This is a genomic window from Streptomyces sp. NPDC002133 (assembly GCF_040296405.1).
GTDB lineage: Bacteria > Actinomycetota > Actinomycetes > Streptomycetales > Streptomycetaceae > Streptomyces.
In genome coordinates, this window is the sequence record NZ_JBEOXF010000071.1 from 1 (window position 1) to 25,126 (window position 25,126).

17 protein-coding genes and 2 pseudogenes are annotated in these 25,126 nt (G+C 69.2%); 12 read left to right on the plus strand and 7 right to left on the minus strand.

Annotated features, from left to right (window positions below):
* Window positions 1–77: pseudogene (locus ABT078_RS42990) on the plus strand (transposase); the annotation flags it as partial.
* 580 nt (window positions 78–657) lie between these two features.
* Here ABT078_RS42990 and ABT078_RS36995 read toward each other — a convergent pair.
* Window positions 658–786: a hypothetical protein gene (locus ABT078_RS36995; protein ID WP_351235824.1), complete on the minus strand. Its 129-nt coding sequence runs from the start codon at window positions 784–786 to the stop codon at window positions 658–660.
* Window positions 787–795: 9 nt separating this feature from the next.
* Between ABT078_RS36995 and ABT078_RS37000 the strand changes: the two genes are divergently transcribed.
* Together ABT078_RS37000 and ABT078_RS37005 are read left to right on the plus strand one after the other, a co-directional pair.
* On the plus strand, window positions 796–1,206 hold the full coding sequence (locus ABT078_RS37000; RefSeq protein WP_351235827.1) for a ribonuclease HI: 411 nt from the start codon (window positions 796–798) through the stop codon (window positions 1,204–1,206).
* A 332-nt stretch (window positions 1,207–1,538) separates the two neighbouring features.
* Entirely contained in the window at window positions 1,539–2,801 is a 1,263-nt protein-coding gene (locus ABT078_RS37005; protein WP_351235829.1) for a DUF6348 family protein, read from the plus strand.
* A gap of 750 nt (window positions 2,802–3,551) precedes the next feature.
* Here ABT078_RS37005 and ABT078_RS37010 read toward each other — a convergent pair.
* Window positions 3,552–4,643, minus strand: a complete 1,092-nt coding sequence (locus ABT078_RS37010) for an MBL fold metallo-hydrolase (protein ID WP_351235831.1) — start codon at window positions 4,641–4,643, stop codon at window positions 3,552–3,554.
* Window positions 4,644–5,165: 522 nt separating this feature from the next.
* Between ABT078_RS37010 and ABT078_RS37015 the strand changes: the two genes are divergently transcribed.
* Window positions 5,166–5,462 carry a hypothetical protein gene (locus ABT078_RS37015; RefSeq protein WP_351235833.1) on the plus strand — a complete coding sequence of 99 codons (297 nt, stop codon included), beginning with the start codon at window positions 5,166–5,168 and terminating at the stop codon, window positions 5,460–5,462.
* 427 nt (window positions 5,463–5,889) lie between these two features.
* Window positions 5,890–6,750: a phosphatidylinositol-specific phospholipase C/glycerophosphodiester phosphodiesterase family protein gene (locus tag ABT078_RS37020; protein ID WP_351235835.1), complete on the plus strand. Its 861-nt coding sequence runs from the start codon at window positions 5,890–5,892 to the stop codon at window positions 6,748–6,750.
* A gap of 839 nt (window positions 6,751–7,589) precedes the next feature.
* Here the strand turns inward: ABT078_RS37020 and ABT078_RS37025 are convergent.
* Window positions 7,590–9,671: an NPCBM/NEW2 domain-containing protein gene (locus ABT078_RS37025; RefSeq protein WP_351235837.1), complete on the minus strand. Its 2,082-nt coding sequence runs from the start codon at window positions 9,669–9,671 to the stop codon at window positions 7,590–7,592.
* A 614-nt stretch (window positions 9,672–10,285) separates the two neighbouring features.
* Between ABT078_RS37025 and ABT078_RS37030 the strand changes: the two genes are divergently transcribed.
* Window positions 10,286–10,909, plus strand: a complete 624-nt coding sequence (locus tag ABT078_RS37030; protein WP_351235839.1) for a hypothetical protein — start codon at window positions 10,286–10,288, stop codon at window positions 10,907–10,909.
* A 323-nt stretch (window positions 10,910–11,232) separates the two neighbouring features.
* On the opposite strand, the gene ABT078_RS37035 is transcribed toward ABT078_RS37030, so the two are convergent.
* Both ABT078_RS37035 and ABT078_RS37040 read right to left on the minus strand, forming a co-directional pair.
* A complete protein-coding gene (locus ABT078_RS37035) occupies window positions 11,233–11,607 on the minus strand; it encodes an alpha/beta fold hydrolase (RefSeq protein ID WP_351235841.1) in 375 nt (124 codons plus the stop codon).
* An 85-nt stretch (window positions 11,608–11,692) separates the two neighbouring features.
* Window positions 11,693–12,892, minus strand: coding sequence for an RNA-guided endonuclease InsQ/TnpB family protein (locus ABT078_RS37040; RefSeq protein ID WP_351235869.1), 1,200 nt, complete (start codon window positions 12,890–12,892; stop codon window positions 11,693–11,695).
* 50 nt (window positions 12,893–12,942) lie between these two features.
* Between ABT078_RS37040 and tnpA the strand changes: the two genes are divergently transcribed.
* On the plus strand, window positions 12,943–13,371 hold the full coding sequence (gene tnpA / locus ABT078_RS37045; RefSeq protein WP_351235843.1) for an IS200/IS605 family transposase: 429 nt from the start codon (window positions 12,943–12,945) through the stop codon (window positions 13,369–13,371).
* Between the two features lie 165 nt (window positions 13,372–13,536).
* On the opposite strand, the gene ABT078_RS37050 is transcribed toward tnpA, so the two are convergent.
* A complete protein-coding gene (locus tag ABT078_RS37050; protein WP_351235845.1) occupies window positions 13,537–13,824 on the minus strand; it encodes an alpha/beta fold hydrolase in 288 nt (95 codons plus the stop codon).
* 380 nt (window positions 13,825–14,204) lie between these two features.
* Here ABT078_RS37050 and ABT078_RS37055 point away from each other — a divergent pair, with 380 nt between their 5' ends.
* Entirely contained in the window at window positions 14,205–14,402 is a 198-nt protein-coding gene (locus tag ABT078_RS37055) for a hypothetical protein (protein WP_351235871.1), read from the plus strand.
* Between the two features lie 321 nt (window positions 14,403–14,723).
* Here the strand turns inward: ABT078_RS37055 and ABT078_RS37060 are convergent, their stop codons facing one another.
* Window positions 14,724–16,598, minus strand: coding sequence for a cellulase family glycosylhydrolase (locus ABT078_RS37060; protein ID WP_351235847.1), 1,875 nt, complete (start codon window positions 16,596–16,598; stop codon window positions 14,724–14,726).
* 1,564 nt (window positions 16,599–18,162) lie between these two features.
* On the opposite strand from ABT078_RS37060, the gene ABT078_RS37065 reads away from it, so the two are divergent.
* From ABT078_RS37065 to ABT078_RS37080, 4 genes and pseudogenes are all read left to right on the plus strand, one after another.
* Window positions 18,163–19,893 carry an FAD-dependent monooxygenase gene (locus tag ABT078_RS37065; protein WP_351235849.1) on the plus strand — a complete coding sequence of 577 codons (1,731 nt, stop codon included), beginning with the start codon at window positions 18,163–18,165 and terminating at the stop codon, window positions 19,891–19,893.
* A complete protein-coding gene (locus ABT078_RS37070) occupies window positions 19,893–21,431 on the plus strand; it encodes a hypothetical protein (protein WP_351235851.1) in 1,539 nt (512 codons plus the stop codon). Before ABT078_RS37065 ends, ABT078_RS37070 begins: the two co-directional genes overlap by 1 nt.
* An 86-nt stretch (window positions 21,432–21,517) precedes the next feature.
* Window positions 21,518–22,232 (plus strand): annotated as a pseudogene (locus ABT078_RS37075) (IclR family transcriptional regulator domain-containing protein); the annotation flags it as partial.
* A 1,130-nt stretch (window positions 22,233–23,362) separates the two neighbouring features.
* Window positions 23,363–25,057: an FG-GAP repeat domain-containing protein gene (locus tag ABT078_RS37080; RefSeq protein ID WP_351235853.1), complete on the plus strand. Its 1,695-nt coding sequence runs from the start codon at window positions 23,363–23,365 to the stop codon at window positions 25,055–25,057.
* Window positions 25,058–25,126: the final 69 nt, after the last annotated feature.

The following is a 25,126-nucleotide window of genomic DNA, read 5'->3' on the forward strand; positions in this document are numbered from 1 at the left end:
TCCAGTACCGGCCCGACACCCTCGACGGCTTCATAGCAGGCACCGGCCTGACCCTCGATGACCCAGCGTCACCCTAATGCGCCGAAGTCAGTAACGAAGGCAAGGAGTACGCCCTCACAGATTTGGCCGACGTGGTTGCTCCGTCCGCAGGCCAGGCGAATGAGACACTGCTGTCCCCGGCCATCGATCGCCTTCACGATGGACGGTCGCTGGTAGCTGACCCGTGCCCAAGGGCGGCTGAAGCTTGCACCGCAGCATTCGCACGTCCCCGGCACCATATCGGCGCGCTCGCCAACGTCCAGACGATCAGCTCGTCCGGAAGTCCACTCGGGATGGAACACGTGGCCCCATCCCGTCGCGTGATGACGACCTTCCTCCTGTCCGCCTCGACAATCACGCCGATCCTCGGCCGGGCCGGATACGTGATCGACCGGAAACGCACCCCGTCGCTGTGCTCTCGGCCGCCCGCTTGCCGCGCTCTCGCCGACCACCGGTGTTCGTCGGCCCCGGCTGCCCCGAACGGGCCGCGGAGTGCCCGCGATGCCACCTCGCTCTCGCCGAGGCCCTTGTCATGGAAGTCCCCGCCACGGCTGGGCTGGGCTGGGCTGCGCTGGACGAGGATGACGTCACGAGGAGATCGCCAAGCCCGACACCGCCTCAGACCGATACGCGACCCTCGACGACCTCCTCCCCCATGCGGTCGTAGCCGTCGCCGACGCCGCGGTCGGCGACGAGTCCGCCCTGTGCGGCTATGGCTGGGGCTCCGAAAACGGCATCACGGGCCATGGCGACTCCATGGCCTCCAGCAGCGGCGAAGCGGAGGTCGTCGGCATCTGCAACGCCGCCCTCGCCCTCCTCGACCGCAGCCGGGACTGCCCCGTCGTCATCCTGTGTGACAGCTCCGAAGCCGTCGCCACCATCAACGGGGCCCTTGAAACCGCCAACCCGGCGGTGGCCCACCGCACCGTTGTGTTCCCCGAAGGCAGGCAGCTCCTCGCCGACCTGATGCCGCACCGCGACCGCGTAGAGGTCCGCTGGCTCAAGGGCCACATCGACCACGACCTCAACGAGACCGCCGACGCCCTTGCCACTCTGGCCCTGCGCCGCGCCACCGGCCGCATCCCCGCTCCTGTCGCCCGCAAGGAGCACGGGCAGATCCTGCGCGCTCTTCGATTCGGCCAGAGCGAGCCGCACATTGCCGCATGATCCCCAAGCCCCTGACGGGCTGGCACTATCACGGTGCCGCCCGGTTCTCCATCGCCAACCGAAACCACCGTCACGCGACGGGACCGCCTGATGCCCGGCCATAACCAGCGTGGCTGCGTAGGCCACAACCGAGACCATGTGCCTTCGGATTGCAAGACCACTTCCCGATCACGGCCGTGTGCGATGTCGGTGAGAAGTAGCAGCGCCTGAGCGAGGCTCCGCTCACCGACGGCTCGGCTCGGCCGACCCTCCGCCGCTACCGCCGGCACCGCCTATGCCCTGCCGCGGAGATGCAGGTGGCCCACCAGCACCGCTTCCGTATGATCCCCCGCATGCCCTGGATACGCCGCCGCCCGCGCGCCACCGAGCCCCCCGAGGGCCGACTGCCCGATCTCGACTTCCTCACCCTGGTCCGCGACGCCCTGGAGGAGGTCGCCCCCGGCTGCACGGCGGGCGCCGAGCTCAAGGGCAACTCACTGCTCAGCCCCCAGGGTTGGGCCGTCGGTATCGGGCCGGCAGGGCACGGGGACGAGGGGCACTACGACCTGATCGCCTTCCCGGACGTGAGCATCCAGCCCGACGTGCCCTGCTTCGTGGACTGCGTCGTGGTGGTCTCCACCCCGCGTGACGCGGCCGGCCTCTGGGCCCGTTCCGCCGGCGCCTGCATGCTCGAGCTGCTCGACGGGAACGAGCAGCTCGCCGAGCACTGGGGCCCCGACGAGGAGCGTGGCGTGCCGGGGTGGCGGTCCATCACCTCGGGCGTGCTGGCCTACGGGCTCTCCGACCGGGAGAACCTCCGTCTCCAGAACGCACTGCTGGAGGCTGACGTGCTCCGCGAGATCGCCCACACCTTCACCGCCGACCTGGAGTCGCCCTGGTTCAACGGTGTCCGGGTCTTCTACGGCGGCGCCCCAGGCGCCGTGGAGGCCGAGGTGCGCGTCAACGGCGAGCGGCACGAGGCCGCCTCCGCCGCGCTGGCCGCACTCGCCTTGCCCGAGCCGACGGTCTTCACCGTCGCCCGGTCCTTCACCCTGGTGCTGCCCGTCGGCTCCGGCCCAGAGCGGCACGACCACGCGGCCGGCGGGAGCGGGGGCGGGTGCGACTGCGGCGGCACCTTCGACCCGGAGCATCCAGGCTTCGCCCACCCCCTCCCCCACCTGATCGCCGAACTCTCCCCGGCCGAGCGGGCGGAGCGGGTCACCGCCGATACCGGCGCGGTGATGGTCGCCCGAGGTGTCGGCAACTTTCTCAAGGTCCGGCTGCCGATCCGCCTCGAGGACGGCCGCACCGTGGTTCACCTGGCCTGGGTGTACCTGCCCGCCGAGGTGATCGAGGACTACACCCGCCGGGTGCACGACGGCACCCTGGCCGGTCACCGCTTCGAGGGCCTGTTCTGCAACGCCATCGAGCCGTGGGGCGAGGAGCTGCTCCAGGCGCGCGTCCTGCTCGGCGGGCAGCGGATCGAGGCGGACGGCTCGATCCGGCTCAGCGAGGTTCTCGACTCCGAGCACCCGCTGCTGGCCCGGATCCTGCGCGAGAGCTGGCCGGCCGCGTTCGTGCTCGGCGACCGCAGCCCAGGGGCGCGTCCCGCGTAGACCCGCCGGAGTCCTGGCGGCCAGATCGTCGACTCGCCCGGCCGGCTGCCCGCCCGAGGACCTGGCCAAGGAGTTTGAGCCCTTGGCGCAGACCATCCGCATCTGGGTCAATCAGGCCCGTGTGGATGCTGGTGGATTGGTCTACGCCGCAAGCGCCAGCCGTAGGCCGTACCCGTCGACAACGATGCGCCTTACACCCTTGCGACCCAGTGTCATGACACCTGCTCGACTTGGAGGACTCGACAACAACGGACTCGAAGACGGGTGCGCATGACCGTCCCACACCATCGACGTTCCGGCGTCGGTGGTCACTACGGCCGTGAAGCCGATGTGACCCGTCTCGGGCAGGTCGTAGCCGGTGTGGCCGCTGTCGTTGTGGGCGGTGATGTATACGCGGGGTGCGCCCTCCAAGGTGGTGTTGAGGCAGCCGCGCTCGACGCCATCCCCGCATACGCGGGGGTGATGCCGTGGCGCTCGAGTGCGGCCCGCAGGATGCCGCCGGTGCGCGACCTCTGGGCTTGCCCAAGAAGGCGGATCCCCGGACGGGCGTACTCGATCATCGCCGCGCCGAGCCGTCCGCACCGGCTCGCCGCCGTCGCCGCGGCACGGTGCCCCGGTCACGGCGCTGGACCCGGCCGCGCGGGCCTCGCCTGCACGGCCGAGTCCAGCGCCGGCTCCACGGATCGGGGAGTTTCCGGTGCCTCCCACTCCGACCGGCTGCGGAGAAGGAGCGGGAGTGGGTGCGGCTGCTTACGGACGGATGCCGAAGGGGCCGAGCTGTCCGCCATCGATGCGCAGCGACTCAAGCAGCGTGAAAGCGTTGTCGGCCGTGAAGACGTCGGCGGCGGCCAGAGTTCCGGTGTACTTGGCGATCACCGGGTCAGCGGCTTGCTGGGCGACGGCGTCGAGGTAGGCCTTGAAGATGGCCCAGGAGTTTCCGGTGGGTCCGTACTTCTGGAAGTAGGGCGTGGGGTCCACCGTCGCCGAGGCGTTGCGGACGGAGGCGTCGAGGTCGGCCATGTACTGCTTCTGCAGATCACCGTCGGCACGGACTCCGAGACGTCCGAGGTGGCCGCCGACCAGGGTCTGCCACGGGTAGTCCATCGCCACGTCGTGTGCCTTCACCCAGCCAGGGATGTCCTGAGAGACGGCGAGGTTCTTGAACGGCACCCAACCGGGGTACAGCACATCCACAACCATCAGGGTCGCCTGGTCGGGGGCGTAGATGAAGATGTTGTCGGGCGAGTGGTTCGGACCATGGTGGGCGAGTTCCAGTCGCTCGCCGCCCACTTTCAGGACGTAGCGGTCGTCGAAGGTCACCGTCGGGACCGGGCGGTTCGGGTCCCGGTCCAGGCGCAGCAAGCGACGAGTCTCGGTGTGGCCGATGCGCACCACGTCCTTGCCCAGGATGGCCGAGGCCCCGATGTGATCGGCGTGGGAGTGGGAGTACACCAGGTGCGTGACCTTGCCGGGCATGCCGTTGGCCCTGGTCACCTGCTCGATGGCGCGCAGCAGGTTGTGTCCGATTGTGGGCGGCGCGTCGACGAGTACGACGCCCTCCCTGGTGGTCAGGAACATGGCCTGGTAGTACGAGTCGGTCACCCAGTAGAGGTTCCCCTTGATCCGGCCCACGAAGTAGCCGTCCGCGTTGAGCGCGGGACCGACCGAGCCCGATGGGATCGGCGCGTAGTCCGGCAGTGCGGTCGTATCAGTCGCCGCTGCGGTGCCGGGCAGCGCGCCGCCGAGCAGCGCGGCCGCGGCAGGCACGGCGGCAGCGACCGTCGCCCCCTTCAGGAATCTGCGGCGGCTTGCTCCGTCCGCTGCTGTGAGCTTCGTTGTCATGAGTTTTCCTTCCGAACTGGGCCGCCGCGGACTGTGATCGGCCGATGGGCCGGCAGCACACGCGGGGCTCCGACTGATTAAGAAGTTGAATAGTAAACTATATAGTGGATGCGTCAAGTATTTAGGTCCCACTGCGGCAGAGGACGCCGCGCGCCGGCGGACTGAGCCGCGGCAGGGGTCGGAGCTCGCGATGCGCCACGGGTGCGCCGCTCGGGTCGGCTCATCGAACCGGGGGTTGAGGCTTGCGGGGTCTGCGGCATGGCGGCGAGCGGTACCGCGCCATCCCCAGGGTCTGCATGAAATCGAGTCAGGAAGTATCCAGGTCGTGCACCGTTTGAGCGCCGCAGGGGCAGCTTCCGGTTGCGTTGTACCGGCCTGCCGGGCCTCGTACTCTGCAGCACATCCCGCTGTGGACTGCCGGTGCGAAACCGTCAGACCATCCCCGCGAACCGCTGTCGCGGCCGCTGGGGGTGCGCGGTGCCCTGGCAAGGCCGGACGAAAGCATGCTGGAGGGGCCTGCACGTGATCGACACCGGCGACATCGACGTCTTCCAGATCTTGAGTCGCGCCGTGAGCGCTTCGGCGGCGAAAGCTGAGCCGCCCCGGCCCTCCACCGAGAACGCCGGGGCGACCATCATGGCCTGGCAGTCGACCCTGCTCGCCGCCAGCCGCGCCGCCGGCCACGGCCACGGCCACATCATCCTGCTGCTCGACAACCCACCCCGGCGTCCGCTTCGTCCGCTTCGTCCCGTTCACCGGCATCCGCGGCCTCGGCGCCCTCACCGTCTCCGCGACGACCTGCACAACCAGCGGACCTGACATGACCGGCTGCCCCGACGCAGATTCACACACGAGCGGAACCCGGCACGGTGTCGACGGCGTCGGCAATGAACTGCCCCACGGCACCCACACAGAGCGCCCTCCGGTGGTGTCGGCGTGACAATTCCCCATCCATCCAGCGCCTCGCACACGCCGCACTCAGTGGTGCGCCTGCGGCCTGCGCATGCCGCCAAAGTTCAGGGTCCTGTGCATCCCGTGATGCGCCTGCTCCGCAGCCCGCTTGCCTCGGCCTTCACATCCACCGCCGACGGCCGGAGCAACGTCCGAGGAACAGCCATGCCCGAGGCGGTTCAGCCAGGCCTGATTCACGGCGTGTTTCCCGCCGCGTGCGCAAAGAGACACCGCCGCTTCTTAGCCTCCGTCAGGCCGCCCGGTCCCACACACGGGCGGAGATCCAGGAGGCTTCATGTTCCGGCATACGCGCCGTGCTCTCGTCACGCTCACCACCACTGTCCTTGCGAGTGGTCTGGCAGCTCCGTCCTACGCCGCATCCACCGACGCGGCACCGTCCCCAGCCCCGCTCGCACGGGCCCACGCCCACAACGACTACGAGCACACCAACCCGCTCGACGATGCACTGTCGCACGGCTTCAGCAGCATCGAGGCCGACATCTGGCTGGTGGGCGACGAGTTGCTGATCGGTCACGACAAGGAGGACCTGACACCGGGCCGCACGCTCGAGTCGCTCTACCTCGACCCGCTGATGAAGCGGGTGAAGGCCAACCACGGCGAGGTGTACGACGGCCACACCACCTCGCTCCAGCTGCTCATCGACATCAAGACCCCAGGCGCGGAGACCTACGAGGTGCTGGCCGAGCATCTGAAGCGCTACCGGTCGATGCTGACCACGTACACGCCCGGCAAGGTGCACGCCGCAGCGGTGACCCCGGTCATCTCCGGCGACCGCGCCGCACGGATCCCGATGGAGGCGCAGAACGTGCGCTCCGCCTTCTACGACGGCCGCCTCGCCGACCTGGGCACCAGCGCTCCCGCCTCATTCATCCCGCTGATCAGCGACAACTGGACGAAGAACTTCGCCTGGCAGGGCGTGGGCCCGATTCCGGTGCACGAGCGCGCGAAGCTGCGTCAGATCGTGGCCGACGCCCACACCAAGGGGCAGCAGGTCCGCTTCTGGGCCACCCCCGACACGGCCGGACCTGCGCGTGACGCGGTCTGGAAGGAACTGGTCGACGCCGATGTCGACTACCTCAACACCGACGACCTGGCCGGGCTCGAGACATTCCTGCGCGTCCACGACTCCAAGTAGGCGAGAGCCAGCGCATCCACGCCGCACACGCACACAGCTGAGCGGCATACCGAGACGGCCCGGAGGCAGTCCCCCACCAGGAGGGTCGCCACCGGGCCGTTCCGGGCTGCCCCGCTGCCCGCAGGCGCCGGAGTAGCACTCGACCGGCAAGACGCCACCTGCCCGGGGGCGCGCGGGCCACGGAGGCGTGTCGTACACGATCGACTCCTCCAACGCCCGGCAGGAAGGCCGCTGATGCGGCCGTCGCGGATGTCCACCCCCGCAAGCCAAAGGCACTGCCCGCGGCTGGAGCCGCTGGATCACCAGCGACGTCGACTGGGCCCGGGCCCTGGTCATCCTGCTGTCCGGCCACTGCGAGGGCGAGACGATCCGGTACTCCGAGCTCTTCCCGGCCTTGAGGGTCCGCGGACTTCCGGTCGTGCGGACCGCCGAAGTCCTCGACCGCCTCAATCTGCTCACCAGTCCTGGCGCCCGTTGTTGATCTGATCGAGGGAGGAGCGGGCGAAGGGGCGGGGCGTGCGGCAAGAGTGGTCGCGGGAAGAGCTGTGGGCCGTACGGTCGGCGCTGATGACGGACAGGAATGAGGGCGGCTTCCCGTCGGCGTGGGAGGTCGCCCTCACGGTATGCGAGGAGGAATCGGGGAACTGAGCACCCGCTGCCCGCGACTGGCGCCGCCGTTGGCCTGACTGAGGGGCGCACGCAGGGAAGGGCCGTCCGCTCCCCATCCGGGCCGGACCGACATCACGACGCCGTCGCGCGTAACCGCGCCACGGCGTCTCAAAGTCTTTGCGAATCGGCCGCACCCAGGTGAGGCGTCACCTGGGTGCGGCCGAGCCGAATCAGCAGGTGGCGTTCAGACCGGCCCAGTTGGCACGGTCGTTGTAGCCGCCGTCGCCGGCGTCGCCGACCACCAGGTCGAGCACCCGGACTCCGGTCAGGTCGACGTCGGCCTGGCGGGTCTCGTCGCGGGTCACCACACCGCTGTCGAACAGCACCCGGCCGTCACCGATCACCTGGAAGGTCGACGTGCCGCCCTCCGGTCCGACGTTGCGCACCGCGTCGTCGATGCCGACGGTCGCGGTCAGCCGGCTGCACTGATCGCCGAGGTAGTAGCGGACCGCGGAGGGCGAGGCAACCCCGATACCGGTCGGGTGGACCTGGCCGAGCATGCTGATCGGCGACCAGCCACCGACGCTCAGGTCGACCGTCGGGCTCATCCACCCGCTGGTGGCGCTGATCCACTGGTGGTGCGACAGGACGACGTCGCCGTCCGGCGCCGCCGGCGCGACAACGACCGATGTGGCCGTCTCCTGCCGCAACTGTCCCTTGCCGATCACCTTGTACGACGTGGTGGCGGTCAGCGCGGTGTTGCCCGGCGCGGCGGTGGCCGGCAGGGTCACCGTGAAGGCGAAGGTCACGGAATGGTTGGAGCCCAGCAGCTCCGGCGCCTTGCCGAGCGGACGGGCCGTCCAGCCGGCGGGCACCGTCAGCTCAACCTGCGGCGCGAAGACCGGCTGCGCACCGTCGTTACGGACGGCGACCTCGACCCGGGCCTGGTCGCCGCCGGCGACCACCGGGGCAACCCCGGCCGGCACCGCGTCGCCACCGACCTGCGTCACCTGCGGCAGGCCGGCGACAACATGCGGAACACCGGGCTTGCCCTTGGCCGGGCCCACCCGGAACAGGGCCGCGCCATGGGCCGGGACGGCGGCACTGATGGTACCGGCGCTCTCGGTGACCTGGTTGGTCCAGGCGTTCTTCAGGGTGAACCGATCCCCGGACAGCCCCACTGACGACGCCTTCGCGGTCACGGTCGTCGGGCTGTCGCCCCGGTTCAGCAGCACCACGGCACGGTCACCGTTGGCCAGCCGCTTCACCCAGGTCTCCGTCGTACCGGCGGGGCCGACGCGGACGGCCTGAATGCCGGCGGTGTCCTGGTTGATCGCGAGTACATCGCGGTCCGAGAGAATGCCGAGCGAGGTCTGGCTGAGCTTACGGACGTCACTGCCGATCACCAGCGGCGCGGCCGCCACCGACCAGAGCGTCATCTGGGTACGGAACTCCTCGTCGGACATCCCGAGCTCAGGTCCGAGGTAGTCCGGGTCGTTGAAGTGCCCCGGCCCGGCGGCCTCGGGGTGCCGCGCGTTCGCGTCGTAGTTGCGCAGCACGTCCTTGAACTTGATCTCGCCGACGAAACCCACATCGGTGTACGTCCGCCAGGACTGCGCGATCCCCGGCGCATAGCTCCAGGAGTACGTCGACTGCTGCTCCTCCGGGTAGTTGCCCCAGTCCGGGGAGGTCACCGGGTTGCAGAGGTTGAAGAGCATGGGGCGCCCACTGGCGTTGTTCCGCAACGCCTGCGCGAACTCGGTGTAGACGGTCTTCGGGTCGAGGTCCGCGGCGATCCCGCAGAGGTAGTCCACCTTGACCGCGTCGAACTCCAGGGCGGCGAAGTTGTCCGCGTCGTGCTGATAGTAGCCGTGGCTGCCGAGTCCGCACTTGCCCGGGATGTACGGACCGGCGTCGGTATAGATGCCGGCCTTCAGACCCTTGGAGTGGATGTAGTCGACCAGCGGCTTCAGCCCGTTCGGGAACTGGTCGGGGTTGGGCACCAGGTCGCCGGCCGCGCTGCGCGGGGTCGGCGCCGCCCAGTTGCCGTCGATCCAGACGTACTCGTAGCCGGCGTCGCGCAGGCCGCTGCTGACCAGGAAGTCGGCTATCGACCTGACCTCGGCGTCGGTCGGATCGCCACCGAGCGCGTAGTAGGTGTTCCAGCCCATGTACGGCGTCGGGCTCAGCACCTGTTGAGGTGCTGGCGCCGTGTCGGCGACAGTGCCGGCCGCTGGGCCGGCGTGTGCGGGCGCCGGCAGGACCAGCAAGCCCGTCAGGAGGGCGAGGAGGACGGTGAGATGTCGTTTCACATCGGAACCTTCGCTGTCCGATCGATGAGGCGTGCCGACCCGTCCTGGTCGTGAGTCTGAGATACCGCTCCCTCATGGAGGGTGGGGCGGTCGGTCTTCGGACCAGTCAATGCCCGCGCGCCTGCGGTTTGTTTCCAGGATCTTGCAGCGGTTGCCGGCGCGTGTCAATAATAATTCCTAAATTACGAGTTACTCGTAGGGCTGCGTCAGGTACCTCAACTGCCTTCAGGCCAGGGGGTCCAGTCGTTCACCGAGGACAACTACGAGAGGCCCATCGGCCTTGACGCAACGCGCCGCATCTACGAGCAGGGGTCACTCAGGCAGGACGTCGTAGCCCGCCTGGCCCCGGACGCACCCTTCTCGGACATCGTGAAGGTGGCCGAGGCCACGGGATTTCCGGTGTGACGGTCACGGTAGGCAGACCCAGTTCGAGCCCTGTGAAATCCCCTCGGCGTCAGACCGCGGCTACCTCGCGCTCCGCGCCCAACAGCTCGCACACCATCTCCCGCGCCTCCGAGTCGGTCGAGTACACCACCGCCCCTTGAGCGAGTACCCCCCTGCACGTGAGTACGCGTACTCACGTGCAGGGGGCGGCTTGATCACAGACTTGGCGCATGAGACCAACCCCTGCCAGCACGGTTGCCCGCTCCCCGCGCCGCCCACGGCACACGCTCGCGATGACAGCTCTTGCCGCTCTGGCGCTCGCCGCCTGCGGCACCGAGAAGACAAGCGCCGGCGGACTGCAAAGCAAGCCCGCTGAGACCGCCGAGGCCCGGCCCAGCCTCACGGAGATACTGGACAGGGTCGAGCAGTCGTGTCCCCCTAGCGCCCCGCCAGAGGCGCCGCCGACCGGCCCGGCGAAGACACTGCCGCCCGGTGTGACACCGCCGAGCAACCCGATCGAGCCCATCGCCCCCACGGCGGGGCCGGAAGTGGAGTTGAACGCCCGCGACTGGTGCGCGAGCAACCTCCATGAGGAGCGCATCGCCCAGGCGCTCTGGGATCTGGTGGATCCCACCCCCGCCAAGGTCAGGACGATCCTGAACGACCTCGGCTACGTCGACGAGCGCATCCACGACCTGAAGCAGTCGGGTGCGACCACACGATTCTTCCTCGACCTGCGTGACAAGGGCGGACGGCTCTGCTTGGAGGCCTCGGCGGCCGGCGAGAAGACCGTCGTCGACAAATGTGTAGCCCCCGTGTCCGGCCCGTTCACGCCAGGAAAGCGGAATCAGTGACCACCAGCTAGGCGTGAAACGGAGCCCGGCGCCACAGTCACTCAACCTCCCTACATTGTCTGCGGGATCGGGCGAACCTTCGTATGGTTGCCCCACCCAGGGGCGTCGGGTATGGCTTTGAGACTTCTGCCGCTTGTGGCTTCCACGTGCCAGCCGCCGCGCGGCCGATCAGCGACCCACGCAGCTCGAAGAACGCTTCGAAAGCGCGCCGCCACAGTGCGAGTGGATCCTGCAGCAGAGGCTCGGCCTTGGCCACGGCGTACAGACGCCCCCTTGGCCATACTGGTGGCCACCGCGGGGTGACAACGGCCGGGGCCCACCCGTCAGGACGGCCACTGTTCCACCTCGTGCCAGAAGGCGCGAAGCCTGGCATTGAAAGCGTCCGGGGCCTCCTGGAACGGCTGGTGGGCCTCACCCGGCATGACCTCGAAGTCCGCGCCCGGGATCGCGTCCGCGACGACGCGCCCGAGCCGTGGAGGCGTGGCCCTGTCCAGCTCGCCGGCCAGGACAAGGGTTGGTGCTGTGATGCCCGGCAGTCGGTCGAGCGTGTCATGAACCATGAAGGGCTCGAGCTGGCGGTGGAAGGCCTCGGCCGACTGAGGGTGGGGAAAGGCGAGCGCCTCGTCGATGATCCGCTGCACCGTGCCGTCCGCGTGAGCGCGCGGGGTGTAGATCCACAACAAGAACGCCTCCAGCATGGAGCGCTCGTCCGGCGCGTCCGTCGCCAGCCAGTGCCAGAACCGCGTCGTGACTCCTCCACCCCCTGAAGGGGGTGGCTTCTCGCTATGCCGGTTGGGCTTCGCGACGGACCAGCCCGGCCCGTAGAACGTTCAGGGCGCCCACCGTGTCCGCGTGCGCGTGGTGGCCGCAGGCGACACAGTGGAACTTCTCCTGTGTGGGCCGGTTCTCCTTGGCGGTGTGCCCGCATTCGGGGCACCGCCGGGATGTGTTGCGGGGGTCCACGGCCATCACTTCCCGCCCGGCGCTTTCAGCCTTGGCGTTCAGGATCGCGAGGAACACCCCCCAACCGGCGTCAGCGATCGAGCGGTTCAGCCCGGCCTTGGACGTGGCCCCGTTGGGCAGGAAGCTGCCCGGCTGGTCGGGGTCGGGCTTTGGTTCAGGAGCCCGGTTCATGTTGCGGATCCTGAGGTCTTCGTGCGCGATGAAATCGTGTTCGCGTACGAGGTCGAGCGCAGTCTTGTGCGCGTGGTCCAGGCGCTGGCGGCTGGCCTTGCGGTGCAGTCGGGCGACCTTCTCCACAGCCTTGCGGCGGCGCTTGCTGCCGCGCTTGCACCGGCTGAGCGCCTGTTGCGCTTCTTCGAGCTTCGCGGCGGCCTTCCGGCCATGCCGCGGGTTGGGCACGAAGCGGCCGTTTGAGTCGGCGAGGAAGTTGGCTATGCCGAGGTCGATGCCGACCACGCTGTCGGCCTGGGGCAACGGCTCGGGCACGGCCTGCTCGGCGGTCAGGATGACGTACCAGCGCTTGCCCTCACGCTGGACGGAGACGGTCTTGATCCTGCCGGCCACCGGGCGGTGCTGATGCACCTTGACGTGCCCGACGCCTTGGAAGCGGACGTGGGTGACGGGATCGTGCGGTGTGGAGTCCCAGCGACAGCCGTCGCCGTCCTTGGGGAAGTCCACGGTGTCGAACCGGCCGATACCCCGAAAGCGCGGATAGCCGGGCTTCTCCCCGGCCTTGACACGACGGAAGAACGCGGCGAACGCCTTGTCCAGGCGCCTGAGCGTCGCCTGCTGCGAGCTGAACGACCATCGGCCCTGACGCTCCGGGTCGAACGCCCGGATCTCTTTGAGCTGAGCCGACTGGTCCCCGTACCGGACGGTGGTCTTTGAGACGTGCCGGTAGGCGTCGCGGCGTTCCTGCAACGCGCCGTTGTAGAGCGAGCAGTGATCGCGCAGCATGTCGCCGAGCGCGATCGCCTGGCCCACGGTGGGCCGCATGAGGAACTTGTGCGCACGGATCATCCAGCCCACCCCCTCCGCGTCAATTCCGCCGACCGCACTAGACTTGGTGCATGTCACCACGCTGGGAACCAAACCCCGATGTACGGCGCGGCCGTCACGTAGTCTACAACCTTCACGCGCACTTGGTGTTCATCACCAAATATCGGCGCAACGTCTTCAACGACGAGATGCTGACGCGCTGCGAAGAGATCATGCGAAACGTGTGCACCGACTTCGGAGCCGACCTGATCGAGTTCAACGGCGAAGAGGACCACGTCCACCTGCTCGTGCACTACCCGCCGAAAGTCGCTCTCTCCAGCCTGGTCAACAGCCTCAAGGGCGTCAGCTCGCGGTACCTGCGCGCCGAGTTCACCGGCCGGGTCAACCGCGCCACCATGCACGGTCGCTTCTGGTCCGGCTCCTACTTCGCCGGATCATGCGGCGGCGCACCACTTCAAGTGGTGAAGGACTACATCGAGAACCAGAAGCGGCCTACCTGACCGTCACGACGAAGATGTAGAGGACTCCGGCGCTCCGCGCCTCCGGGCCAAGGATCGGATTCCCTCCCCGCCTGAAGGCGGGGATTCCCTCCGAAGAAGAGGGATGGCAGCGAAGTAGGCATCCGCCCGTGCCCAGGTGCTCATCAGGACCAGGCTGCGCACGAGCTACGGGTGGCGGAGCGCGAGCTCCTGGGCGATCGCACTGCCGCCCGAGAACCCTGCGACATGGGCCTTCTCGACCTGGAGCGCGCCGAGCAGCGCCGCGGCGTCGTCGGCCATCATGGCCACGGACATCGGCTCTGGCGGCAGCGGCGTCCGTCCGGTCCCTCGGTTGTCGTAGGCGATGACCCGGTACCCGTCCGACAGCCCGTCGAGCTGCGCCTGCCACGCCTCGGCAGGGTCACTGAGCCCCGCGATCAGCAGCACGTCGGGCCCTTGGCCTCGGTTCTCCACCGAGATGTCGTCCCGTTGACGTGTACGCGTCCACCCATGGCCATGCACCTCCGCACCCATGATTCCGCGGGCGGCCCTCATGACACGACTGACACAGCGTCCGCGTGGGCCACGGATCAGATGACCGATGCAAAGGCAGCCCGCCGCCTCGGCGCCGCCCGCCAGGGTTTCAGCGGGTCGCCAACCATCATCCGGGCCGCCCGCGACCTGCCGCATCGCGTCACCGAGCAGGTGCATGGCAATGAGGAAGGCGGACAGACGACCGATCGAACGGCGTGCCGGAGGCCCGCACCGATGGGAACCGGGGGCTCGCCGCGCTCGCCACTGCGAGCGACACACCGCTCCGGCCTGGTTTTGCCCCGTCCATCGGGGGTAGGCGCATGAGCCTCACGGAGGGACGCAAAATGAGTGCCGGAGAAAAGACCAAGGCGAAGGCTGAACAGGTCATCGGCAAAGCGGTGAGGAAGGCGGCTCACGCTGTGGGTAAGGAGACTCTCGCGGCGAAAGGTGCCGCTCTCCAGACCCGAGGCGCGATGCGTGAAGCGAAGGAGAAGACGAAGGACTCCTTCACTCGCTGACCCCGCTGCCTCGCCCCACCCGGTGGTGCCCGGCCGCGCCACTTCCCGGCCATGCCTCCCTGGTCGATCCGGCCGCGGAAGCGGCGCGGCCACATCGCGTTGCCGGTTGACTCGTCCTGCGATCGGCGGCGCACTTCCAGTTCGGGCGCCCAGCCGCAGGGCGCGACCGGGAGGCTGGGACCGCAACTGATACGCGCTGGTCGGCGGCAACCTCGGGGCATTCGGAGGGGCGGGCGTCCAAGGGCGTCGGACCGCTCTTTGGCGTCAGCAGATGCGTGGGAGGTCCCCGTCGGAGGAGCACCCTCGATGCTGACGCGTCGTTCATCGCCGGCAGTGTCCTGTCGCCCAAGTTGCCAGCTCTGTGCGTGCCGCCTCCAGCAACTCGGCGGATGGCGCCGTCGCGCCATTGGTGACGAGTGCGAAGTGAAGGTGCGTGCCTGCGCTTTCCGGCGCCGTGAGCAGGAGGCGGCGGCTGCCCGTGCCGCCCGGCTCGGGGGCTACGGCGATCGGGGTGGTGCTGTCGTACGGCGGAGGCGTGTGCCTCGTGCCGAGGTCGGAGACGACCGTCGTGCGCGATGGCTCGAAGGAGGCCGGGAGGTGTAGTTCCGTCGGTGCGGTGGTGCCGTTTGAGCGCCATAGCAGGACGCCGTACTGGCCCGTTCCCACCAGTTCGCGGATCCGCGGCAGCGACGCCGGGACGGGGTTCCAGGTGAGGGTGGTGTTGCCGTCGCGTGAGCGGTCCTCGTAGGTGAAGGCGACGACGCGGCCCGCGGTGGCGCTCGGGTAGAGGCGGTCCAGGAGGCGGGCGTCCTGGCGCAGGACCGGTGTTCCCGTGTCGTTGATGCGGATCGCGGAGAGGTCCTCGTCGTTCCAGGCGTCGCCGGTGGTGAGGACCTTGTCGGGGTTGGCGTTCATGAGTTCGTGGTGGCGGCCGTTGTAGATGTCCCACTGCCATTGCGTGGCGGACAGGACGGGGCCCGAGTCGTGCGGCCGGGACCACCATGTCGAGCCGGGCAGCCGGGAGTCGAGTGCCTGGTACATCGCCTTGACGACGGTCGGGGCCTTGTCGGAGACCGTGCCGCTGAGGGGATGGCCGAACTCGCTGACGACGGCTGCGGTCTCCGTGCCGGCCGCGCGGTCGCGGACGGCACCGAAGTCGCCGGCGTACTGGCCGTCCTTGGCCTTGCCCCACATGAAGACGCCGGAGATCGCTTTCTGGTCGTAGAAGTGGGTGTTGAACACGTACCGCGGGCCGAGTCGGCCGGCGTCGAGGAGGCCGCCCTCCTGGCGCTGGAAGTCGAGATTGGCGTTCCAGAAGAGGTTCGGTTCGACGAACGCCGGTTTGTCGCGCCATCCTGCCGCGTCCATGCGGGCGCGGAACTTCTCGTAGAAGGGCCAGAGAACGTCCCGCTCCCAGGTGCGGCTGGTCTGGCCGGGGTCGTATGTGCCGGCGTGCGGCTCGTTGTACGGGTCGAAGCCGACGACGTGTGCGAACTCGGCGGCGGTGAGGTGCTCGGCGATGTACGCCATGGTGGTCTGCGCCGTCGCGAGGAACGCGTCCTGGATGCCGCCCTTGTTGTGCCAGAAGTCGTGGGCGGCTCTGGTCACGGCCTGGTTCTGGGTGATGTTCTGCCCCCAGAACAGACAGATGCCGCAGAATTCTCGCGGGTATCCGCCCTCATCGACCACCCACTTGGGGGCTCCGTCGCCCGTGTACCAACTGTCCTTGTGGAACAGGTGCCGGGAGAACAGGTCCTGGTGGAAGTCCGGGTAGACCCGGATACCGGCCCGGAGGAAGGCCCGCATCTGCGCGGTGGCGTCGGCCAGATAGGCGTGGTCGACCTGGCCGCGGGCGGGTTCGGCCTGCGCCCAGGACAGCAGGAAGCGCACGGCGTTGCCTCCGCCGAGTGCGCGCAGGGCCGTCGCGGATTTCTCGGCGTCGGCGACGGAGGCGAAGGGCAGCCCTCCGTTCTCCTCGAGCTTGGTCTCGCCGGAGACGTTGTATCCACGCAGGACGACCTCGCGGCCGAGCCCGTCGACGAAACGGCCGTCCTGGACGGTGAAGGATGCGGCAGCCTGGTCGTCGAACCAGAGGGCACCGGGCACGGGTGAGGCGCCCGCCGGTGTGCCGCCCGGGCACAGGACCGTGGTCATGAAGACCAGCAGAACCGTGATGCGCGCGCCCACTCTGCCCATAGATCTATGGTCTACTGACGGTCCGTCAGATTGTCAAGCCAGGCGTCTGCCTCTTCACGTGCGCAGCGCCTGGGCGCGGGTCACCCTCGGCAGCCGCGGTTACCCTTCCTCATCCGCCCCGCCTTGCTGCGGCTCGCTCTCCCCGCGCTCTTCGCATACGAGGTGGCTTCGGCCTGTCGGCCACCGTCTGGGCGATCAGACACGACAGCGGCGGCCCCAGGCCGACACAACCCAGACAAGCCAGCGCAGCGCCAGCCCGAATCCCCGAAGCCGACCGCCCACACCGCACCCACCACCACACCATCAACACCCAGACAAAGAGAAAGAAGGTAGACGAGGGGAAGTCTGCCGACTCACCAGGCCAAAAGCGTGCGTGACCTGGTGTGACTCCCGCTTTCGGCCGCTAGTGGTGCTGTGATGGTGCGGGGGATGATGTGGGCAATCGCGGGCGGGATAGTGCGAGCGATTGCACGGGAAGGCGCCGGTACAGGGAGATGCGCCGCAGGACGGTCGGCGGGCAGGCGCCAACAGGATCGCGGTCAACCCCCTGGTGCGCCATGCGTGCCCAGCAACCGAAGGACGCGCACCACCGGCACCTGGACGGGCGAATGTGAGGCTCAACCAGCAGCCTGACCGTGGTGAGTTCTGCTGGCGGCTGCGGCGAGTCGGGTTCGCGAACGTGGCAAGTCTCAAGGTCCTGGATTCCTGCCCCCTCGCTCGCTCCCCCAGTCTCTGCCCATGAGGCCTGTGACCGGGCACGGTGAGCGACAGGCACTCCTCACCGACGTCTGCGCAAACTCACCACGAACGCAGACGCCGAACCGCGTTCTCAAGCGAGTCCCGTCGGTGAGCGAATCGCTGTGGCGCCGAGCTCCATAGGAACAACGCCTGATCGCTCCAATCCCAGAAGCCCTGATATGCCCCTCTTCGACGCATGCCGACCATTCGGCCGTCTCTGAGCACCGGCCGCTGCGCGCCATGCGCAGCGCGTCCGTCGACACGCTGCGGACGGCGCCACGCGCATGTTGCTCGCCCGGACCGGGGGTATGGAGGCCCTCGTGGCCGGCTCGGTAGCGCTGGCCGTCGCCTGCGCACATGCCCTGCACCCGTCGCGGCCGCTTCGCAGCCGAAGACCACCGCACCGTCCACGTTGCGCACTGCGGACCCTGCCGGGGCGGCGACCTTGTGCCGTGACTTCCGGCTGCGCATTGCCGCCTCCGCAGCTGACAGTAGTACTGCGCAGTCGGTGCGTGCGCAGCCCCCGAACGCCGATCTGCCACTCCCGACAGGGCGACTGCGCAACGGCTGCGCAGCGCCGCATTGGTGCGCACCGCCACGCTGAGCGATGGGAGTTGGTCGGTCGTCGTCTCGCCGTTCACCGGCGGCGATGACCCCAGCCGAGGACTCGGCGCGAGGACGCTCTCGCCGCGTACTACGAGGGCCAAGGCCTGCCCATGCCGTACGAGGACCCGGCCCGCCGCAAGATCATGCCGGAGGAGTCCGAACAGCGGATCCTCAGCCTCTTCCACAACCCGGCCGACACCGAAGCCCCCTACGGCCCCTCTTGCGCAAGACGAGCTGCGGCGTCGCGTACGCCCACGGCGAGGCCGACTACAACAGCCACTACGGCATCCGCGAACTCTGCGACATCTGCCCCTCCGCCCAACTCGACCTGTGCGCCGGCGCCTGGAAGGCCCCGGATCTCGCCGTGGTGACCGCCGAGGCACGCCAGCTGGGCGCGATCGGCAACGTGGAGGTGGACGAACGCGCCATCATCGTCAAGGGCCTGGACGAGCAGCCGCGCTACTACCTGCAGCACGGCTACGGCTACCAGTGCCACGACCGGGCGAAGCCGCACCACCACCGCCGACACGGCCGTGCCGACATCGACTGGCCGGCTCCGACCGAAGAGGTGCGGGGCGCAGCCAACGGTTGCCGCCTACGGCACGTTGACACGTGTCTGTCGACATGTTGCTATGAGGCGCCGCCCAGCCGGACCTGGGTCGCGTTGCGTGACGATCGACGGGTCCAGCACCGGATCGACGGACACGTGACCGAGGCGGCTTCCGATGTCGCTCCCGGAGCGGCGCCCCCGAGCCCGGAGCGAGGACCCATGCCGCAGCGCGCCGCGACCATCGTCGGCGGCGGGGTCGGCGGCCTTGCGGCGGCCATCGCTCTGCACCGCCGGGGCTGGCGCGTCGAGGTGCTGGAACGGGCCCAGAAGTTCGCCGAGATCGGCGCCGGCATCTCCTTGTGGCCGAACGCGCTCCACGCGCTGGAGGTGCTCGGCCTGGCCGGCACTGTCCATGCGCTCGGTGCCGTCGAGGCGGTGGGCGGCGTACGCGACCACCGGGGACGCCGGCTGTCCCGTGCGGACAATGCGGAGCTGGCGCGCCGCTTCGGCCATCCTCTGGTGGTCCTGCATCGCGCGGACCTGTTGCGGGCGCTCACCGAGGCGCTGCCCGCGGACAGTCTGCGATCGGGCAGCGAGGTGCACGCGGTTCGCGACGACGGCCAGTGCCTTGTCATCGATCACCGTGGGGGCGAGTCCCGGGCCGACCTCGTGGTCGGTGCCGACGGGCTGCGCAGTACGGTCCGCCGCGCCCTGTGGCCCGACGCTGCCGGCCCCCGGTACGCCGGCTATACCGCCTGGCGCATGGTCACCGAGCCCCTCTCCGAACCGCCATCCGAAGGTGCCGCGACGTGGGGGCGCGGGGCGAGACTCGGCTACACGGCGCTGCCGGGCGGGCGGATGTACTGCTTCGCGACCGCGTCGCTGCCGGCCGGATCGGCCTCCGCGCCGTCCGAGCACGCCGAACTGCTGCGCCGGTTCGGGTCCTGGCCGGATCCCATCCCCGAGCTGCTGGCCGCCGTCCCGGCGGATGCGGTGCTCCGACACGATCTGTACGACCTGCCGCCGCTGTCCTCGTTCGTCCGCGGCCGGGTCGCGCTGCTGGGCGACGCGGCCCATGCCATGACCCCCAACCTGGGCCAGGGTGCGTGCCAGGCGCTGGAGGACGCGGTCACCCTCGCCCACTGCCTCGACGGCGCCCCGGACGTGGCCGCAGCCCTCCGCTCGTACGACCTGCAGCGCCGCCCGCGGACCCAGGCCATCACGCGCCGCTCCGCCCGGCTCGGCGCGGTCGGCCAGCTGTCGTGGCCACCCGCGGTGCTGCTGCGCAACACGGCCGCCCGACTGACGCCGACGCGGGCGACGCTGCGTTCCATGACACCGGTGCTCGGGTGGACCGCGCCCGGTGCCCCGGTGACCACGACGGAGAACGAGAGCCACTGATGCCGGACTGGACCTATCACCCGCTGCGCGGCCCGGCCGCCGCCGTCCTCGGCAGGCGCCGCTCGCAGCTCACCGCACTGCGGCTGCTGGCCTCGGTCGGCTCCCGTCCCGCCGGCGCGCGGCTGATCGCCCGCGGGTTCGGCCACCGTCATCCGCCGGAGCGACTCGCAGGCGATATAGCCGGTGTGCCCGTGACCGTTCGCCTCGGCATAACCGTTCCGCCTGCGCTCGCCCGCGACGCGGTGCGCGCCATGCATCCGCTCGGTGCAGGTGTCGTCGAGGTGTCACCCGTGTCGGCAGCCGACGTGGAGACCGTACGCGAGGCCGCTGCCGGCCGCTCGATCCCACTGGTCGTCGGCGCCTGCGACCCGGAGGCCGAGGCCGACCTCGAGCCCCATGTCGACGGCTTCACCCGCAGCGACGACCCGCACGTGGTCCACGTGTCCGACCCCTCGGTCACCGACGCGGCCGCAGCACTCAAGGAGCCGGGCACCGTCGTACTCGCCCGGCCCGGGGTGCTCGTCGAGGCCGGACCCGGCTGGTTCGCGCGGGTCACCGAGGCAGCCACGCCCACCGCGCCCGCTCCGGTGCTACGGGACGTCGGCCGCGATCCCCGCCGCTGGCCCGCCTGGTGGTGGGCGCTGCTCGTCGGGCTCGGCATGACGGGCGCCGGACTCGGCGCAGCGGCGATCACGCTCGGGCCGGTGCTGCTCTGGTACGACCGCCACTACCTCGGCATGACGGTGCACGAACTGCATGCCGTCAACCATCACCTCGTACACTTCCTCCAGCACGACCGGATCACCATGGCCGGCACGATGGTGGCGACCGGCGCCCTCTACACCGGCCTCGCCCTGGGCGGGATCAGACGCGGCTGGCCCTGGGCCCGCGAGGTATATCTGCTCTCGGGTGCGATCGGCTTCCCCACCGTGTCCTACTTCCTGGCCACCGGCTTCGTGGAACCCCTGCACACGGCCACCACCATCGTGCTGTTCCCGATGTTCGTGGCCGCGGTCCGCCGGACCCCGCACGCCCCCAGGTGGCGCCTGGCGCCCGAGGGGCCGGAGGAGGAACGCCGGCGGGCGCTGGCCGGCCAGCTGCTGCTGATCGTCACGGGAGGAGGGCTGTTCGTCGGCGGAGCGGTCATCTCGGTGGTCGGTCTGACCGGCGTCTTCGTGTCGAGCGACCTGGCCTTCCTGGGCACCAGCACGCAGATGCTGGAAACCGTCAGCCCCCGGCTCGTGCCCTTCGTCGCCCATGACCGCGCGGGGTTCGGCGGCGCCCTGATGGCCGCCGCGGTGGCTATCACTCTGCTCAGCGCGTGGGGCTGGCGCCGGGGCGAGGCCTGGGTGTTCTGGACCCTGGCCGCGGCGGCGGGCGCCGGCTTCCTGCCGGCGGTCGTGGTGCACGGCACGATCCACTACACGGACTTCCTTCACCTTGCGCCGGTCTACGTCGGCATCATCATGACCAGCACCGGCCTGTTGCTCGCGCGTCCGTACCTCTGCGCCAAGACGGGGGCCGCACCGGAAGAGTGACGGGCAACCACGGCGCACCAACGGCGGCACCGTCCACCGCGACGACTTCATGAAGGCAGACCGTCACCTCCACCGGCAACAGAGACGTGCTGCGCCAGGCGCGCCTCGCCCTTGACGTCGTCAAGATCCTCGAGCACCACCAGCTGGGCGTCGGCATCGCGCAGATCATCCGCGAGGCCCGTCTCGCCCGAGAACAGCTGGTCCGATCCTGACCATGCTGTGCGAGGAGGAGTTCGCCAAGCCGCTCGCTGACGGCATCTACGTCCCCGGTCCCGCCAACCGCCTCGCCGCCGGCCCGGACGATGTAGGTATCCAGCTGCAGCGCAGCCTCGCGCTTGCCCGCGACAGCATCGGCGCCGCCGTCTACCTCAGCCGCTACATCGACGGCGAGGTCCGCATCACACAGATGGCCGACGGGCCCGTAACCCCCTCCGTCAACGAGTGGGTCGACTTCCGCGCGGCCTCGCATGCCGGCGCCGTCGGCAAGTGCCTGCTCACCCAGCTCGACCACGACAGCCGAGCCGACCACCTCGCCCGCCACACAACCGCCCGGCTCACCGGCCGCACCATCACCAACAGCCGCACTCTCTTCGAGACGCTCGACCGCCTCGCCCCAATGAGCCGGTCTTCGACCTTCGTGAGTACTCCCTCAGCGTCGTGTGCTCCGCCGTGCCCATCACCACCGGGACTGAGGCCGGCAGCCTCGCCCTGTCCTTCCCCATCGCCAGCGAGCGCCGCCTGGACGGTGCTACCGAAGCCCTCGCGCGCAAGGCCGTCCCCGTCCTGCTCACTCTCCTACTCGTCGGCGCGCTCCCACCCGGAAGCCCCGATCAGGACACCAACCCCCTGCTCGACAGCACCAGCGCCATCCTCACCACAGACACCCTCAACCATCTGCGCAGCATGTTCCGAACCCCCCTCACCACCGCGAACGCCATCCAGCAAGCCGCCTTCGCCCGGGCCCCGGGACCTCACCTGGTCACCGACGCCGCCCGTGCGGCCCTGTTTCTCTTCGACGCGGACCCATCCCCCGCCGTCATCGCCGCACAGCCCCCGCTAGCGCTCCCCCACACCTACGCCACGCCCACGCCGACACCGCTGATCGAAGCCCCGGACTCACTTGGATACCTATCCGCCGATCGCGTCCCGGCCGATGGACTGCTCGTCTTCCACACATGAGCGCCAACCACACCCAGCCCACTGCAGTCTGCTCTGCGGCACTCCCGAGTATCAGCCCTGCCTGCGCCCAGACATCGGCGGCCCCGACGAACGCGCACCAAGTGCATAAGACGGGACCTGAATTTGTTTACAAAACACAGCAATTGCCGCGGTTCTTCCCGTCGGGCGGAGTCCGCGGGTGCCGACGCCCCGGCCCCACAGCGGGTGTCGCCGGCGTGGGTGACTGGGGATCGGTCGGCGTGCTCGCCGTCGTAGCCGACGAACCGTGTGGCCGCATCAACGTCTGACGGCTGCGAACCCCGTTCATGGCTGATCGCGCGTTGTTCTGGGCGCGACGCGAACGGTCGGTATCCGACTCCGACACTTCCCACGCCCGCGGGGAGAACTTTCGGCGAGCTGTTCGCGCGGGACTTCGCCGGAACACACCGCCCGACGGGGAGGGCGGCGCTGGGCCGGCGCTAGTTGTCGCTGTGGCTGAGCGCCTCCGCGTTGAGAACCTGTGACTTGCGGCCGAACGACGCAGGGTCACAGACGTGCGGCTTTCCGGCTTGGCGGCAGCGAAGAGCACCAGGTCCTTGCAACGAATCGATTCTTCATCGCGCTGCTGCTCACGCTGATCCGGCCCGTCGCGGAGGCACCCGGGCGGGCATACGCCCCGTCCCGAACCGGCAGGCAGCCCTCTGGCCATGCGTGAGTTGAACGCCTATATGATCCGGCTCCCGGCTCCAGTGCTGATCATCCCGGGGGGGATCTTGTTCTTCACAACACACAACCGAGCACACAGACGACGCGCCCGACGGCTTCGGGCCAGTACCGCGCTCGCACTCTTCGGAACGGCGCTGCTGGCGCAGCCCGCGGCGGCGGACGATACGGCGCTGCCCCGGGTGCAGGCCCTGCCTCGTGCCGACTTCACCGGTGACGGTTTGGGCGACGTGTTCTTCCGCAGGGCTGACAGCAGGTTCTATGTCACCAACTCCGCCGGTGGGTCGACCTACCAGTACTTCGTCATGCGGGACTATCCGGAGCGCGACCTCCACAAGGATGTCATCCCTATCGGTGACCAAGACGGGGACGCGAACCACTGGCCCGAGTTCCTGACCCTGTCGATGAACGGAACTCTCACTCTCGCGCGCAACACCAGCGAGAACGCCGGCGCCATCGGCGCCGCAAGCTGGTCCGGCCGTGGCTGGCAGATCTACAACAAGGTGTTCTCACCTGGCGATCTCAACGGCGATGCCAGGGCGGACCTGCTGGCCCGCACGCCGAACGGCGACCTGTACTTCTACCCGGCCACCGGCGACCTCTCCGCGCCCTTCGGCGCCCGGACAAAAATCGCCTCAGGCTGGCAGACCTACGATCAGGTCGTCGGCGTCAGCGACAACAACAGTGACGGCATCGGCGACGTCATCACCCGCACGACGGGAGGCGAACTGTACTTCCACGCCGGCACGGGCAACACAGCCCAGCCCTTCGCGCCGGCCGCCATGGTCGGTGCAGGATGGAACCTCTACAACCAGATCGCCGGCGGCGACGACATGACCGGGGACGGCAACGGCGACCTCGTCGCCCGCACCCCCGACGGAACGCTGTACCTCTACCAGGGCGACGGCGCGGGAAGGTTCAGCACCCGCGTCCTGCACCGCAACGCCCACAACTGGCAAGAGGCGGAACTGATCGCCTCCGCCGGAGGCAACTCGGCCTACGGCAAGCCCGGCATCCTCGCACTCGACAGCCAGGGCACCCTCTACTCGTATCGAACCGTCAACAACGGCCTGTTGGCGGCCCGCAAGCAGGTACCCGCCCCCTACCGCTGCGGCACCGGACCCGGCACCAGGATCGCCCTTGCCTCGGACCTCGCCGCCGACGGCCTTCCGGACACGCTGATCCTCTGCAACAACCAGCTGACGTACGGCTCCGAAGGCCAGTACAGCGTGGGTAGCGGATGGGGCGTCTATTCCGCGCTCACCGGTCCCGGCGACCTGAACGGGGACGGACAAGGCGACCTACTCGCACGCGACACGTCCGGTGCCCTCTGGTTCTACCGCGGCATCGGCGACTACCTGGTAACCGCCTTCGCCCCCCGGGTGAAGGTCGGAGGCGGCTGGAACGCTTACGACAGCATCGTCGGCGCCGGAGACTACACAGGTGACGGCCGCACCGACGTCGTCGCTCGCACTCCCACAGGAACTCTCTACCTCTACGAAGGCACAGGCAACGGCACGGCGCTGTTCAAAACACGTGTGAAGGTCGGCGACGGCTGGCAGATCTACAGCAAGCTCGCGGCCATCGGTGACATCAACGGCGACGGCAAAGGCGATCTTCTCGCGGCCGACCGCAACGGCACCCTCTACTCCTACAGCGGCACAGGCGTGGGCACCGGCCCGGCGACGTTCCGCCCTCGCTTCAAGATCGGAGGCGGCTGGAACGCCTATCGCAACCTGTACTGACAACGCGCCTCAGAGGGGTCGGCACCTTCAGCGTCGGCTGCGGGCTCGTCTCCCGGGGCGGTCCGGCCG